This window comes from Methylomonas sp. 2F7 (assembly GCF_057126975.1).
In genome coordinates, this window is sequence record NZ_CP195203.1 from 3,663,179 (window position 1) to 3,677,562 (window position 14,384).

The 14,384-nt window shown below is 51.6% G+C and carries 14 protein-coding genes; 6 read left to right on the top strand and 8 right to left on the bottom strand.

Annotated elements, in window-relative coordinates:
* Positions 1 to 1,443: a nitrogenase iron-molybdenum cofactor biosynthesis protein NifE gene (gene nifE / locus ACR64Q_RS16445; protein ID WP_020484880.1), complete on the bottom strand. Its 1,443-nt coding sequence runs from the start codon at positions 1,441 to 1,443 to the stop codon at positions 1 to 3.
* Positions 1,444 to 1,780: 337 nt separating this feature from the next.
* Here nifE and ACR64Q_RS16450 point away from each other — a divergent pair, with 337 nt between their 5' ends.
* Positions 1,781 to 2,578 carry a hypothetical protein gene (locus ACR64Q_RS16450; protein ID WP_313732462.1) on the top strand — a complete coding sequence of 266 codons (798 nt, stop codon included), beginning with the start codon at positions 1,781 to 1,783 and terminating at the stop codon, positions 2,576 to 2,578.
* Between the two features lie 135 nt (positions 2,579 to 2,713).
* Here the strand turns inward: ACR64Q_RS16450 and ACR64Q_RS16455 are convergent, their stop codons facing one another.
* Together ACR64Q_RS16455 and ACR64Q_RS16460 are read right to left on the bottom strand one after the other, a co-directional pair.
* Positions 2,714 to 2,914, bottom strand: coding sequence for a YgaP family membrane protein (locus tag ACR64Q_RS16455; RefSeq protein ID WP_026602062.1), 201 nt, complete (start codon positions 2,912 to 2,914; stop codon positions 2,714 to 2,716).
* 8 nt (positions 2,915 to 2,922) lie between these two features.
* Complete coding sequence (locus ACR64Q_RS16460; protein ID WP_313732463.1) at positions 2,923 to 4,200, bottom strand: NAD(P)/FAD-dependent oxidoreductase; 1,278 nt, start codon at positions 4,198 to 4,200, stop codon at positions 2,923 to 2,925.
* A 206-nt stretch (positions 4,201 to 4,406) separates the two neighbouring features.
* On the opposite strand from ACR64Q_RS16460, the gene msrB reads away from it, so the two are divergent.
* The 5 genes from msrB to ACR64Q_RS16485 are packed head-to-tail and all read left to right on the top strand — an operon-like array spanning position 4,407 to position 11,253.
* The gene (msrB, locus tag ACR64Q_RS16465; RefSeq protein WP_026602064.1) at positions 4,407 to 4,802 is read left to right on the top strand and encodes a peptide-methionine (R)-S-oxide reductase MsrB; all 396 of its coding nucleotides are present in this window, start codon (positions 4,407 to 4,409) and stop codon (positions 4,800 to 4,802) included.
* A complete protein-coding gene (locus ACR64Q_RS16470) occupies positions 4,799 to 6,103 on the top strand; it encodes a M18 family aminopeptidase (RefSeq protein ID WP_026602065.1) in 1,305 nt (434 codons plus the stop codon). Before msrB ends, ACR64Q_RS16470 begins: the two co-directional genes overlap by 4 nt.
* A gap of 47 nt (positions 6,104 to 6,150) precedes the next feature.
* Entirely contained in the window at positions 6,151 to 6,732 is a 582-nt protein-coding gene (locus ACR64Q_RS16475) for a YfiR family protein (protein ID WP_020484873.1), read from the top strand.
* Positions 6,725 to 9,085, top strand: coding sequence for an EAL domain-containing protein (locus ACR64Q_RS16480; protein WP_313732464.1), 2,361 nt, complete (start codon positions 6,725 to 6,727; stop codon positions 9,083 to 9,085). Before ACR64Q_RS16475 ends, ACR64Q_RS16480 begins: the two co-directional genes overlap by 8 nt.
* An 8-nt stretch (positions 9,086 to 9,093) precedes the next feature.
* A complete protein-coding gene (locus ACR64Q_RS16485) occupies positions 9,094 to 11,253 on the top strand; it encodes a TonB-dependent receptor plug domain-containing protein (RefSeq protein ID WP_026602068.1) in 2,160 nt (719 codons plus the stop codon).
* Here ACR64Q_RS16485 and ACR64Q_RS16490 read toward each other — a convergent pair.
* From ACR64Q_RS16490 to rplS, 5 genes are all read right to left on the bottom strand, one after another.
* Positions 11,250 to 11,672, bottom strand: coding sequence for a transcriptional regulator (locus tag ACR64Q_RS16490; RefSeq protein WP_026602069.1), 423 nt, complete (start codon positions 11,670 to 11,672; stop codon positions 11,250 to 11,252). The genes ACR64Q_RS16485 and ACR64Q_RS16490 overlap by 4 nt on opposite strands.
* 95 nt (positions 11,673 to 11,767) lie before the next feature.
* Positions 11,768 to 12,541 (bottom strand): acyl-ACP--UDP-N-acetylglucosamine O-acyltransferase, encoded by a 774-nt coding sequence (lpxA, locus tag ACR64Q_RS16495; RefSeq protein WP_026602070.1) that lies wholly within the window; start codon positions 12,539 to 12,541, stop codon positions 11,768 to 11,770.
* Positions 12,542 to 12,543: 2 nt separating this feature from the next.
* Positions 12,544 to 13,428, bottom strand: coding sequence for a site-specific tyrosine recombinase XerD (gene xerD / locus ACR64Q_RS16500; RefSeq protein ID WP_026602071.1), 885 nt, complete (start codon positions 13,426 to 13,428; stop codon positions 12,544 to 12,546).
* Complete coding sequence (locus ACR64Q_RS16505; protein ID WP_026602072.1) at positions 13,425 to 13,931, bottom strand: methylated-DNA--[protein]-cysteine S-methyltransferase; 507 nt, start codon at positions 13,929 to 13,931, stop codon at positions 13,425 to 13,427. The genes xerD and ACR64Q_RS16505 overlap by 4 nt, the downstream gene beginning before the upstream one ends.
* 95 nt (positions 13,932 to 14,026) lie before the next feature.
* On the bottom strand, positions 14,027 to 14,374 hold the full coding sequence (rplS, locus tag ACR64Q_RS16510) for a 50S ribosomal protein L19 (protein ID WP_020484866.1): 348 nt from the start codon (positions 14,372 to 14,374) through the stop codon (positions 14,027 to 14,029).
* Positions 14,375 to 14,384: the final 10 nt, after the last annotated feature.

Consider the following 14,384-nt stretch of genomic DNA (forward strand, 5'->3'; position numbering starts at 1 on the left):
TTATGCCGCCTGAGCCGATAAGGGCTCTGCTTGAATCTCTGCGGCAGCTGACTTTTTCAGGCCGCCAGTGCGCCAAGGCGGTGTGGCCCGCACGGCTTCCCAAACCGGGCTTTCCAAGGTCAAGGCCAATTGTCTGACCAGCTCCAGCATACCTTGATAGCCTTCGTAGCCGAACTCGCGCTCTTGGTTGATGTCCAGGAACGGGATGCGCGCTTTCAACGCTGTGTACATATTTCGGCCACCGGCGATCAAAATGTCGGCTTTGTAATCGGCGACCACTTTTAACAAGGCTTTCGGGCTGCCGTCTTCTATCATTAAGGTGTCTTCGCCCATCAGCTCACGAATCCGCGCCTTGTCTTCTTCGGTGGATTTTTTGGTACCGGTGGCAACTACCACCATGCCCAAATCCTGTAGCGCCGAGATCACCGACCAGCTTTTCACGCCGCCGGTAAACAGCAACACGCGTTTGCCTTTTAGGCGTTCTCTCCAGGGCGCCAAGGCTTCGCGGATGCGGTTTTCTTCCCTGGCGATGATGGCTTCGGTGCGCTCGATTAAATCAGGATCGTTTATTACCCTGGCGAAGTCGCGCAAGGCTTGGCTAGTATCGGTAATGCCGTAAAAACTGCCTTCGAACCACGGCGTGCCGTAGCTTTGTTGCAGCTTGCGGGCCACGTTGACCATGGCTTTGGAGCAGACCATCATATTAACTTCGGCTTTGTGCATGGTTTGCACTTCGCGGAAACGGGCATCGCCGGACAGGGTACACAATACGCGCAGACCCATTTCGTCCAGCAACGGCAGCACATGCCAGAACTCGCCGGCGATGTTGTATTCACCCACCAGATTGACGTCATGCACCTTGATGCCTGGCCGTTCGGTACCAGGCGGTAATGGGTCGGGATCGCGGGTGCCGATCACATGGTTGACCATCGCGTCACCGGCAATCCGGTTACCCAAGTTTTTGGTGCCGTAGAAACCAGCGCAATCAATAGGCACAACCGGCACACCCCATCGCTCGGCAGCTGATTTGCAGGTGGCATTAATATCGTCGCCCACCAAAGCCGGCACGCACGTGTTATAGATAAACACGGCCGGCGGGTTATAGGTCTCGATGGCTTGTTTGATGGCGTGGAACAGGCGTTTTTCGCTACGCCCCATCACCACGTCTTGCTCAGTCAGATCGGTGGTCATACCGATTCGGTATAATTCCGAGCCGGAAGAACGGGTGCCGCGGTTGTCCCAAGAACTTCCGGCACAGGCGATAGGGCCGTGGACGATATGCGCGACGTCGGCGATCGGTAATAGTGCAATCTGTGCACCATCGAAGGCGCAACCACCTGCCGCTGAACCGGGTTTGGGTTTGGCACAGCCGGACTTTTCCTTCTTGTTATGCTCGCAAGCCGGTTCGTCCAGCAGTTCCGCAATATCTTTGGTCGATTTCATAACACAACCTCACGTTTTTATTAAAACTTGAGCAACGGTTGTGCCAACTCATAAATAATTGAATTATCTAAAGTTTGATGCGGATTGATTTGTAGCAAACCCGACAATCCGTCTTCAGCGCCAAACAAAAAATTGTCTGGATTAGTCCGACCGCCAGGCTGGATTTATACTTTGCGGACCAGTCCACCACAGTTGAGCGCCATGACAGCAACGCCTAAAGGCCAACAATGCTATCCAACAGAATTGTTCCGGGCGGAATGGTGGTACACAACTTTACTCAGACGCGAGTGCGCGATGCGCCTGAATTGCCAGTACCGCCAGTCCAGTTTGTAGACAAATGTTGGAAGAATTTTGGCATTACCTGGGCGTACGGGCCGTCAGCCGCGAAGCACGTATATTGGGTTACGCTCGGGAAATGGCCGCGTTGCAAGCCAGGCATCGCCGCTGTCGACAGGCTTGGCACCCACATATCCTGGCGACTAAACGCGCTGTATTGAAAGCCGCCCAAGGGCGGCATAATCAAGGTGGCGCCGCCCTGATTATCGGTGGAGGCAGTGCACACGACCTGCCCATCAAAGCGTTATTGCAACAGTTCGAACAGATAGTCCTGCTGGACATTGCTTTCAGCTATCGGACTCGCCGCCTAGCCAAAATCTGGCCTGGTCGTGTTTTCTGCCATCTGCATGACGTGACCGGCACCGTAGACTGGTTGGCGCAACACCGGCAGATACCGCCGCAAGCATTAGTAAATAAACCACCGCATCCTACGCTACCGATCAAGCCGCACTGGATCGCTTCAGTTAATTGCCTGACCCAACTGCCATTGCTACCGCTGGATTGGCTGGCAACTACCGCCCCAGAACCCGCGCAATTAGAGACTTTTGGCCGGGCCTTGATCTTGGCCCATCTCAATTGGTTGGATAGCTGGCAAGCGCCGGTTTGCCTGATAACTGAAATTGAAGATCAGCACCATGGCCGCAACGGGATAATCGATCGAACCGACTACCGGCCCATTATGGCTGGCTATATTCAACATGCTGATCAGCTGGCGAGTTGGAATTGGACTGTTAATCCGCCGGGTGAAATGGCGGACGGGATGTGGGAATCGCGAACGGTGGCGGCTTATTTAAAATAGACCGGTGGCCCTTCAGAACCACATCTGACCACCCCTCCCCGCTTCGATCACAAAGTAATATTAGGCGCAAAAAGGTGGTAGGCGAAAAAGCCGGATCGTTGGCCTGCGAAAATCCGGCTCTTTATATTTAACGCATCAGAATGCGCAGCCCGATTTGACGCCGAGTTTTTTCAGAATAATCGCCAACGGACAAAAACCGCTGAACGATGCTTGCAACAGATTGGCGCCAACGAACGCGGTAAACCACAGCCAATTCGGCGAATGCCAGTGCGCCAGCGCCAAACTGATTAGGATAAACGAGCCGGCAAACGCCATTACCATGCGATCGATAGACATATAGCCTCCTATTTCAAACGAACCACACCGAGGAATTTCAATATCATGCGTTCGTAAAACGGCTCGCTGATGCCGTTTTTAATCTTGCGCATAAAATATTTTTCAAAACCGATTTTCGCCAGATGCACCCATTTGCCATGGTTGGACCAAGTCGTATTTCTGGGTGGAATTTGCGGCACAGCCAAGAACGCCACGCCGGTGTCGCCCAAATCGGCCAGGCACAACGCGCTTAAACTGGGTATATCAGACGGTTGTTTGCCGGCCAGTTCGTCGCGAATATTATGGGCCGTGGCGGTAACCATCGACTCGATCATGTAACCGGTTTTCGGGGTGCCGGTCGGCACCGGGGTTTTTTCCACCGGCGGCAAGGCGATGCAGACCCCGACCGAATAAATGTTTTTGTAAGTCGGATTGCGCTGATGTTGATCGACAATCACAAAACCACGCGGGTTGGTCAAACCTTCCGCGCCGGAATGGCGCACGGCATCGACGCCAGTAAAAGCCGGCAGCATCATCGAGTGTTTAAACGGCACTTCGTGTTTTTTCTTGTCGTTACCCTCTTCATCGACTTCGGTGACATACATCATGCCGGCTTCGATACGATCCACCTTGGCATTGGTAATCCATTTGATGGTTTTGTCGCGCAACGCGCTTTCCAGCAAACCTTTGGTATCGCCGACCCCACCCAAACCCAGGTGGCCAATATAGGGCTCGGAGGTGACAAAAGTCATCGGCACTTTGTCGCGGATTTTGCGTTTGCGCAGCTCGGTTTCCAGAATCATCAGATATTCGTAAGCCGGGCCGAAGCAGGAAGCGCCTTGCACCGCGCCAACCACAATCGGACCGGGATCGGCCATGAATTTAGTCCAATCCTCGGCAGCCAATGCAGCATGATCGACATGGCAGACCGATGAGGTGTACCCGCCGTGCGGGCCCAAACCGGGCACTTCATCGAAGGCCAGGCGTGGACCGGTAGCGATGATTAAAAAGTCGTATTCAACCGAAGAACCATCAGCTAGATCAATTTTGTTGTTGGCCGGATCGACTTTGGTTGCGGCCATTTGAATAAAGTTGATCCCCTTTTTCGCCATCACCGGCGCCAGCTCAATTTTCAAATCCTCGGGTTTGCGCCATTTCGGCGGCACCCAGGGATTGGAGGGCACAAAGTGGAAAGTCGGCGAGTCGGAAATCACCACGACTTCATGCGCATTTCCCACTGTTTCCTTCATTTCGTAAGCCATCGGCACACCGCCGATCCCCGCACCCAATATTACAATTCTTGCCATGACCTTCTCCTCGCTGCTGTTTAGATGAACACACTCTGCGTATTTATTATTTTTTATATTGTTGTTATAAGCTTCAAAACCATGCAGCTCAAGAATATTAGAACCTCCTGATGTAATCAACCGAAATATTCCCGGCTTTTGATTGCTTTTGATGCCGAGGTAGACTGAGTACAATGCCCACTACACCTAGCCTGCGGAACACCACCATGACCGAGAAACACGATAATGAACAAGCCTGGCGCGAGAAGCTAACTCCCGAGCAATATCATGTCTGCCGGGAAAAAGGCACCGAACCACCATTTACTGGCAAATATACCGACTGCGACGAAGCCGGTATCTACCGCTGCGTTTGCTGCGGTCACGCCTTGTTTACCTCCGAGCAAAAATTTCACTCCGGCTGCGGCTGGCCCAGCTTTTGGGACCCGCTAAATTCGGAAAGTCTGGATCAGCATCCCGATAACAGCCATGGCATGCGCCGGGTTGAAGTGACCTGCCAATCCTGCGGCGCTCACCTCGGACATGTATTCGAAGACGGACCGCAACCAACAGGCCTGCGCTATTGCATCAATTCCGTGGCACTGACGCTGGAAAAACAATCATGACGGCTCAGCAACAAGCGCAAGACTTACTGGATTTCATTGACGCCAGTCCCAGCCCTTGGCATGCGGTCGCCAGCATAGAAGGACGATTGCAGGCGCATCAATTCCAACGCATCCAGGAAAGCGATGCATGGTCATTGGCTAGCGGCGGGCGCTACTATGTGATCAGAGACGATTCATCCATCGCCGCATTCGTCATCGGCAAACAAGCCTTGGCGGAAACCGGCTTCAAAATACTCGGCGCCCATACCGATTCGCCGGGTCTGCGCGTGAAACCGCAGCCGCTGATCGACTCGGACAAGCTGTTGCGTTTGGCTGTTGAAGTATACGGTGGCCCGATTCTCGCCACGTTTGCTGACCGTGACCTGAGTCTGGCCGGCCGCATTGCCTATCTGGATAGCGACGGCAACATCGCCAGCCGGCTGCTGCGCTTCGCCGAACCGCTACTGCGCCTGCCGAATCTGGCGATTCATATGAACCGCGGCGTCAACGAAGACGGCCTGAAACTGAAAAAGCAAAGCGAGTTACCGTTAATTTTTTCGGCCAGTGTCGAGCAACAATTACCCACAGACAAGTTTCGGCAATTGCTGGAACACGCTAGCGGCATTGCTGCCGAGCGAATTTTGAGCTGGGAGTTGAATGCTTACGACACCCAGAAAGGCACTCTTTGGGGTGACGGACAACTGTTTTACGCCGATAGCCAATTGGACAATCTGGCCTCATGCCATGCTGGATTGACGGCATTATTGGATCCTTCGACCCTAGATGCCGACAGCACGTTGGTCTGCGCGTTTTTCGACCATGAGGAAATCGGCAGTGAGAGCTGCAAGGGCGCGGCCGGCAGTTTCCTGCCCGATGTGCTCGAGCGCATCGCCAACGCAGTCGGCAATACCCCGGACGACTACCGGCGCTCGCTAGCCAATAGCTTTATGATCAGCGCCGATATGGCGCATGCGTATCAACCAAACTTTCCCGGTGCCTACGAACCCGGCCACAAAATCATCGTCAATCACGGACCGGTCATCAAGGTAAATGTTAACCATCGTTATGCCTCTGAATGTATTTCAGAGGCTACTTTCATCCGCATTTGCCAACAAGCCGGGGTGCCTTATCAAAAATACGCGCATCACGGCGACTTGCCCTGCGGCAGCACGATAGGCCCGATAGCTTCGGCGAAATTAGGCATACGCAGTGTCGATGTGGGGTCGCCCATGTGGGCCATGCACAGCATTCGCGAAAGCGCCGGCGTACTCGATCATGCCTATATGATTCGGGCCTTGCGGGGATTTTTCAGCAACCGATAATTTTTCAACTATCCTTGCCTGATGATTTTATCCGGTAGGGAATAACCTTGGTTTCCGTCTTTTCCACTGATGACGCATTGTCGTTGCGGCGCGCCTTTGAGCTCGTAAAGTGGGTAATATTATTTTGCTTTGTCAGTCAGCCTTCGCCGGCAGACGAACTGAACCTGGAATATAAGGTCAAGGCCGCCTATCTTTATAACTTCACCAAATTCATTACTTGGCCGGAAAAAGCCAGCCCCACCTTTAATATCTGCATTATCGGCCACGACCCCTTCGGGAGTCTGCTGAGCCCGCTGGAGAGCAAAACCGTTCAGGAAAAACCCATTCGGTTGTTCAAGTTCGATACTCCCAAACAGGCGAAAGATTGCGACATCGTCTATTTCGACAATCCCGAGCAGCGCTCAGACCTTGCTTTACCAGGCGTGTTACTGGTCGGCTCGCTGAAAAAGTCATTAACGGTCAGCAGTGAGCCGTTTTTTGCCGAGTCCGGCGGCATGATCGGCTTTGCGCTCGACGACGGCAAAGTCAAACTGCACCTCAACCTCAAGGCTTTGAAGCAAAGCGGTTTTAACGTCAGCGCCAAACTCATCGAGGTTGCCATACTGGTGGAGGGGGCCGAGCATGAGTAGATTCTTCTCGCGGCTATCCATCAAAGGCAAATTGTTTAGCATCGCCATTACCTCCAGTCTATTTTCCATGCTGTTGGCCTTGGTGATTTTGGTAACGGTGAACGTCACAGAAGTAAAGCGCAAAGCCCAAAGCGACTTAATCGCCGTTGCCAGCCTGATTGCCAACCGAAGTGTCGCCGCAGTGATGTTTGACGACGCCAATTTGGCCAAGGAAAACCTGGTGTCCTTGAATAATCTCCCCGATTTGCGCAGCGCTTGCGTCTACACCAAAAGAGGTCAGTTATTCACCTCGCTGGACAAGCAATCCGCTACCTGCCCGGTCGTATCGCATGGCTTGCGTAATTATTTCGATAAACTCAACCTTTATGTTTATCAGCCCATGCGCCTGGATGACGAAATTGTCGGCGGGATTTTTCTATCCTCCGACCTCAGTGCCGCGTTCTGGCGAGAATTGCAATTTGTCGGCGTCGTCCTGATTGTGTTGTTTGTCGCTTTGTCTATTACGTTTTTTCTGACCGCACCCTTGTTAAACCGGGTGGCCAAGCCCATAGCGCAACTGGCTAAAACCGCGCAAAAAGTCAGCCAGGAACACGACTATTCCTTGCGTGCAGCCAAGCACAGCAATGATGAAATGGGAATTTTGGTCGATGCGTTCAACGGTATGCTGGATACCGTGGAGATTCAAAACAAAGCCTTGATTAGCGTCAAAAATAACTTCCAGGCCTTGTACGACAACAATCCGACCATGGTGTTTAACCTGGATATGCAAGGGCAAATCATCTCGGTAAACCGCTTCGGCGCCCGCCAGCTGGGTTTAAGCGTTGAGGAACTGCAAGGCTGCTCTATTTTCAACTTCGCCCATCCCGAAGATATAAACAACTGCAACCAGTTCTTCCAAATCTGCCGTAATCATCCCGAGCAAGTACATAAGCTGGAAAGCCGCATCATCTGCCGCAATGGTAACATTATCTGGGCCAGGGAAACCGCACGCTTGGTGAAAGACGAAAACAATCGTTCGCACCTGTTACTGGTTTGCGAAGACATTACCGAAACCCGACGCCTCTCGGAAAAAATCGCTTATCAGGCCAGCCACGACGAATTGACCGGCCTGGTCAACCGACGCCAATTCGACATCCATATTCAGAATCTGGTGTTAGAGGCGCAAGCCAACGACAGCCACCACGTTTTATGTTATTTGGATCTGGATCAATTCAAAATCGTCAACGATACCTGCGGCCATCTGGCGGGCGACGAGCTACTAAGGCAGCTCGGCGAAGTATTGCGCCAACAAGTGCGCAGAATGGACATATTGGCTAGACTGGGCGGCGACGAATTCGGCATCCTGATGTCGTATTGTTCCCTCGAACAAGCCATCATCACCGGCGAAAAACTGCGCAATGCGGTATGCGACTTCCAATTTGCCTGGGAAAACCGTAGTTTCAACATCGGGGTGAGTATCGGCATCGCCCCAATCAATCGCGCCTGCGGCAATGCCGTGGATGTATTGAAAGAAGCCGATGCCGCCTGTTACGCCGCTAAGGAAAAAGGCCGCAACAGGGTACATATATTCAGTCCGGACGACGAAGAGCTCACACTCCGCCAAGGTGAAATGCAATGGGTGGAAAAAATCCGCATGGGAATCGAGCGAGACCGCTTCCAGTTATTCGGTCAATTGATCGTGCCTATAGCAGCTAATCGCGGCGGTCTGCATTTTGAAACCTTGATCCGCTACCGAGACGATCAAGATAAGGTGATTCCGCCCGGTGCTTTTCTACCTGCCGCAGAACGCTACAACATGGCTTCGCCTTTAGACCGCTGGGTGATCTCCCGTTTGTTCCAGTACTTAGCGACTACGCCCGGCTTCCTGGATCGTTTGGAAATGTGCTCGGTCAATCTGTCCGGTTTGTCGCTGTCGGACCAAGCCATGCTTGGCTTTATCGATGAGCAATTCCGCAAATGGCAGATACCAACCCACAAAATTTGTTTCGAAATCACCGAAACAGCGGCCATCAGCAATCTTTCCTATGCTCGGCAATTTATCGATTCGCTGCGCCAAAAGGGCTGTTCTTTTTCCCTGGACGACTTCGGCAGCGGCTTGTCGTCATTTGCTTATCTAAAGAACCTACCGGTCGATTATTTAAAAATAGACGGGCTGTTTGTAAAAGACATACTGGATGATCGGGTGGATTTGACTATGGTTAAAGCGATTAACGAGGTGGCCCACGTGATGGGCAAAAAAACCATCGCCGAGTTTGTGGAGAACCAAAGTATTTTCGATCTACTACAAACCTTGGGAGTGAATTACGCGCAAGGCTACGGCATTGCCAAACCGGTACCCCTGCGGGAATTATGAGAAATCCTATGCTGAAAACAGTCAAGAAGCAGCTTTTCAAACACTCTCTAGTCCTTAGCCTCATCGGTCAGCAGGCCCATGCAGAACAAACCGTAAATGAACTGCTGGATTTATCGCCTGCGGAGTTAGCCAATATTTCAGTGAGCATTGCCTCGGGCACCGCCAAATCGGTGTCGCAATCGGCAGCAGTGACCACCGTTATCACCGCCGAGCAAATTGCCACGATGGGTGCTACCGATCTGCACGAGGTGCTGGAAACCGTACCTGGCATGCATGTTACGATCCAACCGGTCACTAACGATTATAGTTACACGATGCGCGGCATGCGCAACGAAACCAATGCCGAAGTATTGCTCATGCTTAACGGCACGCGTTTCTCCGTGCCTTATCAGGGCACGCATATGGCTGGGATGATTATTCCCGTCGAAAATATTCAACGCGTCGAGGTAATCAGAGGGCCGGGGTCGGCGCTTTACGGCGCGGACGCCTTCGCGGGGGTAATTAATATTGTTACCAAAAAGGCTGCGGATATTGATGGCGCAACAGTCGGCGCACGCGGCGGTAATGCCGATACTAAAAGCACTTGGGGCCAATACGGTGGCAAATGGCAAGGCTGGGATGTAGCAGGCAGCCTGCAATATAGCCATAACGGTGTCGATCCGGATCGGGTCATCACGGCCGACGCGCAAACCCAAGTCGACCAAGTATTGGGCACGAATATATCGCTCGCCCCCGGCCCAATGCAAACCCAAAACGAACGTTGGAACGGCCATCTCAGTTTGCAACGCAAACATTGGGATTTGGGATTTTGGGCTTTTAACGAATCAGATTACGGCTTTCGCTCCGGCGCCTATGGTGCCCTGGATAACAAAGGCAAGGGCAATGGCAGCAATTACTTGGCGGATGTGCGTTACTCGACCGAGGACGACCTGGAGAACTGGGAATTGCAAGCCCACGCCAGCTTTCTGCATACTGATGTCTCGGCCAATATTTACGGTTTCCCGGGTGGCTCGATTTTACCGATCGGCGCGGACGGCAACGTCACCGACCAGCTGGCGTCGACTAAAGGCTTAATGCTATTTCCGGAGGGGCTACGTTTCGTAGCCGGTTTTAAAAATACCGTACCCAGCTTTGAGTTCACCGGTATTTACAAAGGTTTCTCCGATCATTTGATCCGCATGATTGCCGGTTTCCGCTATGAGGAAATGAACACGCAAGAAGCACGGAATTATGGCGTAGGCGTTATCAACGGCGCCGGGCTATCTGCATTTCCCGCCATCAACCTTGCCGGCGGCTTACAAGATTTAACCGGAACCCCTCTCACATTTATTGACGACCATCATCGCGACATTTGGTCCGCAGCGATACAAGACGAATGGCAATTTGCCGAAGACTGGCACCTGACCACCGGTTTGCGCTTTGACCACTATTCCGACTTTGGCGGCACATTGAACCCCCGCGCCGCGCTGGTCTGGAATATCAATTCACAATTGACCACTAAATTGCTCTATGGTCAGGCTTACAGAGCCCCAAGCTTTCTCGAACAATATCAGCAAAATAGCCCGCTTTTCCTTGGCAACCCGGCTTTAAGTCCGGAAACCATTTCTACTACCGAACTGGCATTCGATTATCGTCCGACGAAGAATCTGAGAACCGCGTTGAATTTATACCATTATGAGATCCGCGATTTGATTAGCGGCCCGATTTCCGGCGCAGGCACCCTGACCGAGCGTAACTCCTCAGGTCAAGACGGCTACGGCAGCGAGTTTGAATGGGATTGGAAGTTTCACTCGGATTGGAATCTACGCGGTAACTATGCGTGGCAATTTGCCCGCAACGAAGCGACTCATACCCGGGTTAGCAATGTCCCCGAACATCATGTTTACACCGCACTCGCTTGGAATTTCATGCCGAAATGGCAGATTCAAACGCAAATCAACTGGATAGGTCACCGCCTTAGCAGCCCAGGAGATACGCGCGTTTTGAAAGATTATGAAACGGTCGATTTAACTTTAAATGCTAAAAAACTGATGGGCTATCTGGATCTAACTGCATCGGCTCGGAACCTATTCGATAGCCACGGCAAGGAACCGGCTACGTCCAGCTATCTTTACAATTTGCCCATCGCCGGACAAACTTTTTATTTCGAAGCGGGTTTGCACTTTTAGCTAATTGCTTGAACCGAATAATTCCGGTGAATGGCGTCCAGAAGGTAAGCGACGATCTTACGGCTCAACCAAGCCTCGCCCGCGGCGACTGCATGGATCATTCTGTTGATATAGGCCGCCAATGACAGACTGTTTTGATAGCCCTTGGCGCCAGCCAGCACGCAGTGCAGAATTTGCTCTTCATGTAAGTCATCGCCGATGATCACGATATTACTGGTCGGACTGGCCGCTAATAACAAGTTGGTATAGTCGGGCGTTTGGCTACCGCGCAATGCAAAATTCAGCAAAATGATGTTGGGTTGGAGCTGTTCGGCAGCATTAAGGGCCTGAATCTCATCCGAATAAAAAGCAACATCCGCTTCCGCCATCAGCATCAGTGGCTGGATTTGACCGATGTTATCGATTACTTGTATTTTCATGATAAATCTTGCTGTCTGTTAGCGGACTGGCTTGCAACTGTAGCCTGCGGAACTAATTGGTTAAATTCCTACGGCATTGCCCCTGACTATTCAATTCAGTTGGTAACATCGATAAATCCGTGCAATCCACGTTTGGAATCGACTGCCAACCAACGCCGTAAGTATTGCAGCTCTTCGGTAGATTGCAATTCTTCAAGGCTTTTTTTATTTTTCAACAATCTGAACGCGGCGGAAAGTACTTTGTAATTCTCGCCCACTATACCGGCTCGTCTTAATCCCACGATGTTGAGCCGATAATGCTTCGCGGGCCGGCCACCTATCAGCATAAACGGGATCACATCCATGTTAATCCCTGTTGTTCCTTGCACGATGGCGTAAGCGCCGATCCGGCAAAATTGATGTACGACTACCGCGCCGCCCATAAACACGTTATGACCAACCTCTACATGGCCGCCAATCGCCACATTATTGGCAAAAATAGTTTTATCGCCCACCGAGCAATCATGGGCAACATGGCTGTTATTCATGAAATAGCAACCTGACCCGATCCTGGTAGCGCTGCCAGCTACTGTAGCCCTATGCGCGGTAAACCCTTCTCGAAACACGTTATTGTCGCCAACCTCCAGCCACGACTCGGTTTGGGCAGCAAACCCCAAGTCCTGCGGTAATCCGCCTAGTACCGAGTGCGGATGTAACACATTACCGTCGCCCATTTTGACATGTGCATGCACTACGGCATGGGCACCTATTTGACTATTCGCGCCAATCACAGCCCCCGCCTCTATCACCGCAAACGGCCCAACGCTACAGTTTTCTCCAAGCATGGCGCCAGTTTCGACAAAAGCAGTTGGATGAATCGATGCAGTCATAGTTAGCCTCTTGGATGATGTTGAGTGTGTAACGCTTTCAAGCGCTGTTGGGCAATATGCGTATAAATTTGGGTAGTGGATAAATCCGAATGACCGAGCAATAGTTGTACGACTCGAAGGTCAGCACCATGATTCAACAAATGGGTGGCAAACGCATGACGCAGAGTATGCGGCGACAAATGTTTGTCGATACCGGCCAGCGCGGCATAGCGCTTGATAATATGCCAAAAAGCCTGTCTGGTCATAGAAGTGCCCCGGCTGGTAACAAACAAATAGTCGCTTTGTCTATTTCCCAGGATTGCTTGTCTGGCAGTATTCAGATAACGTTCGGTCCAATCCATGGCTTCTTCACCAACCGGCACCAAGCGTTCTTTGTCGCCTTTGCCGACGATACGCACACAACCCTGCCGGAAATTGATTTGACCGAACTTAAGTTCGACTAACTCTGAAACCCGCAACCCGGTAGCGTAAAGCATTTCTAACATAGTTCTATCCCTGAAACCTAACTTATCGGTAATTTCCGGAGCGTTTAACAATAACTCTACGTCGGCTTCCGACAACGAATCCGGCAACGTGCGGCCAAGCTGTGGCGCATCTATCAATTGAGTAGGATCGATATTAATCTTACCTTCGCGCAGCAGATAACCGTAAAAGCGCCGCAAACAGGACACTATTCTGGCCGACGAACGACTGGTTATACCTTGTTGCTGTCGGTTAGCCAAAAAGCTCTTGATCGTCGTTTCGTCAACAGTCGTTATATCCTTATCCTTCAGCCACTTCGCAAACAATTTGAGATCGCTGCCATAAGCCGATAGCGTATTGTCGCTTAATCCAAATTCCAGCCATAACGCGTTTAAGAAAGACTCTATGGTCTGCGCCGAATTCATTCCCCGCCCAATCCCAAACCACGTTCGTACTCAAGTAAACGGTGTTTAAGCGCGACAAACTCGCCATCAGCCTGCCCCATAAAACCGCCGATGCCACGCTTTGCCACCACCCGATGACACGGGATAATCCCCGCATAAGGGTTATTGCGGCAAGCCCCTGCTATTGCCCTAGGTCCTGAGCCCAGCTTCTCCGCTAACCCCGAGTATGTTTCTACTTGCCCGACGGGAATAGCCAATAGCGCGCTCCAAACGGCATTACCGTATGCGCTACCTTGGCTTAGCAAGTTGACATGCAGCTCAGTTTGCATCGGGTTTAACAGATAGCTTTGCACGCGGACAGCCTGCGATGACAAAGTCTTGGTTAACTCACCACCAACATGCCAAGAGGCATCCGTAATGATTTCACCAACCATGGTTAATCTCAATTCCGCATCGAGTAGTGGCACGGCGAGCAGGGACTCTTCGCCATCCGCAACAGTTTGCCAAACGATATGTAAAGGCATCACTTCTCTCTTGCTATCGGCAAAAAAAAAGGCAGCTAAGCAGGCCGCCTTTTCTAATCAACTGATTCGCTATAAACGAACCAGATCGCAACGTATTAAGAAAGTTTCTCTTTGATACGTGCGGCTTTACCAGCCAAGTCGCGCAGATAATAAAGTTTAGCGCGACGAACGTCACCGCGACGTTTTACTTCGATACTGCCAACCGATGGACTGTGGGTTTGGAAAACACGCTCAACACCCACGCCATGCGAAATTTTTCTGACGGTAAATGCTGAATTCAAACCGCGATTACGTTTAGCAATCACGATGCCTTCAAAAGCCTGTAACCTTTCCCGCGTGCCTTCAGTTACTCTAACTTGCACCACGACAGTGTCGCCAGGTCCGAATTCCGGTACATCTTTTTTCAGCTGTTCAGCTTCCAATTCTTCAATAATTTTACTCATAACCACACCC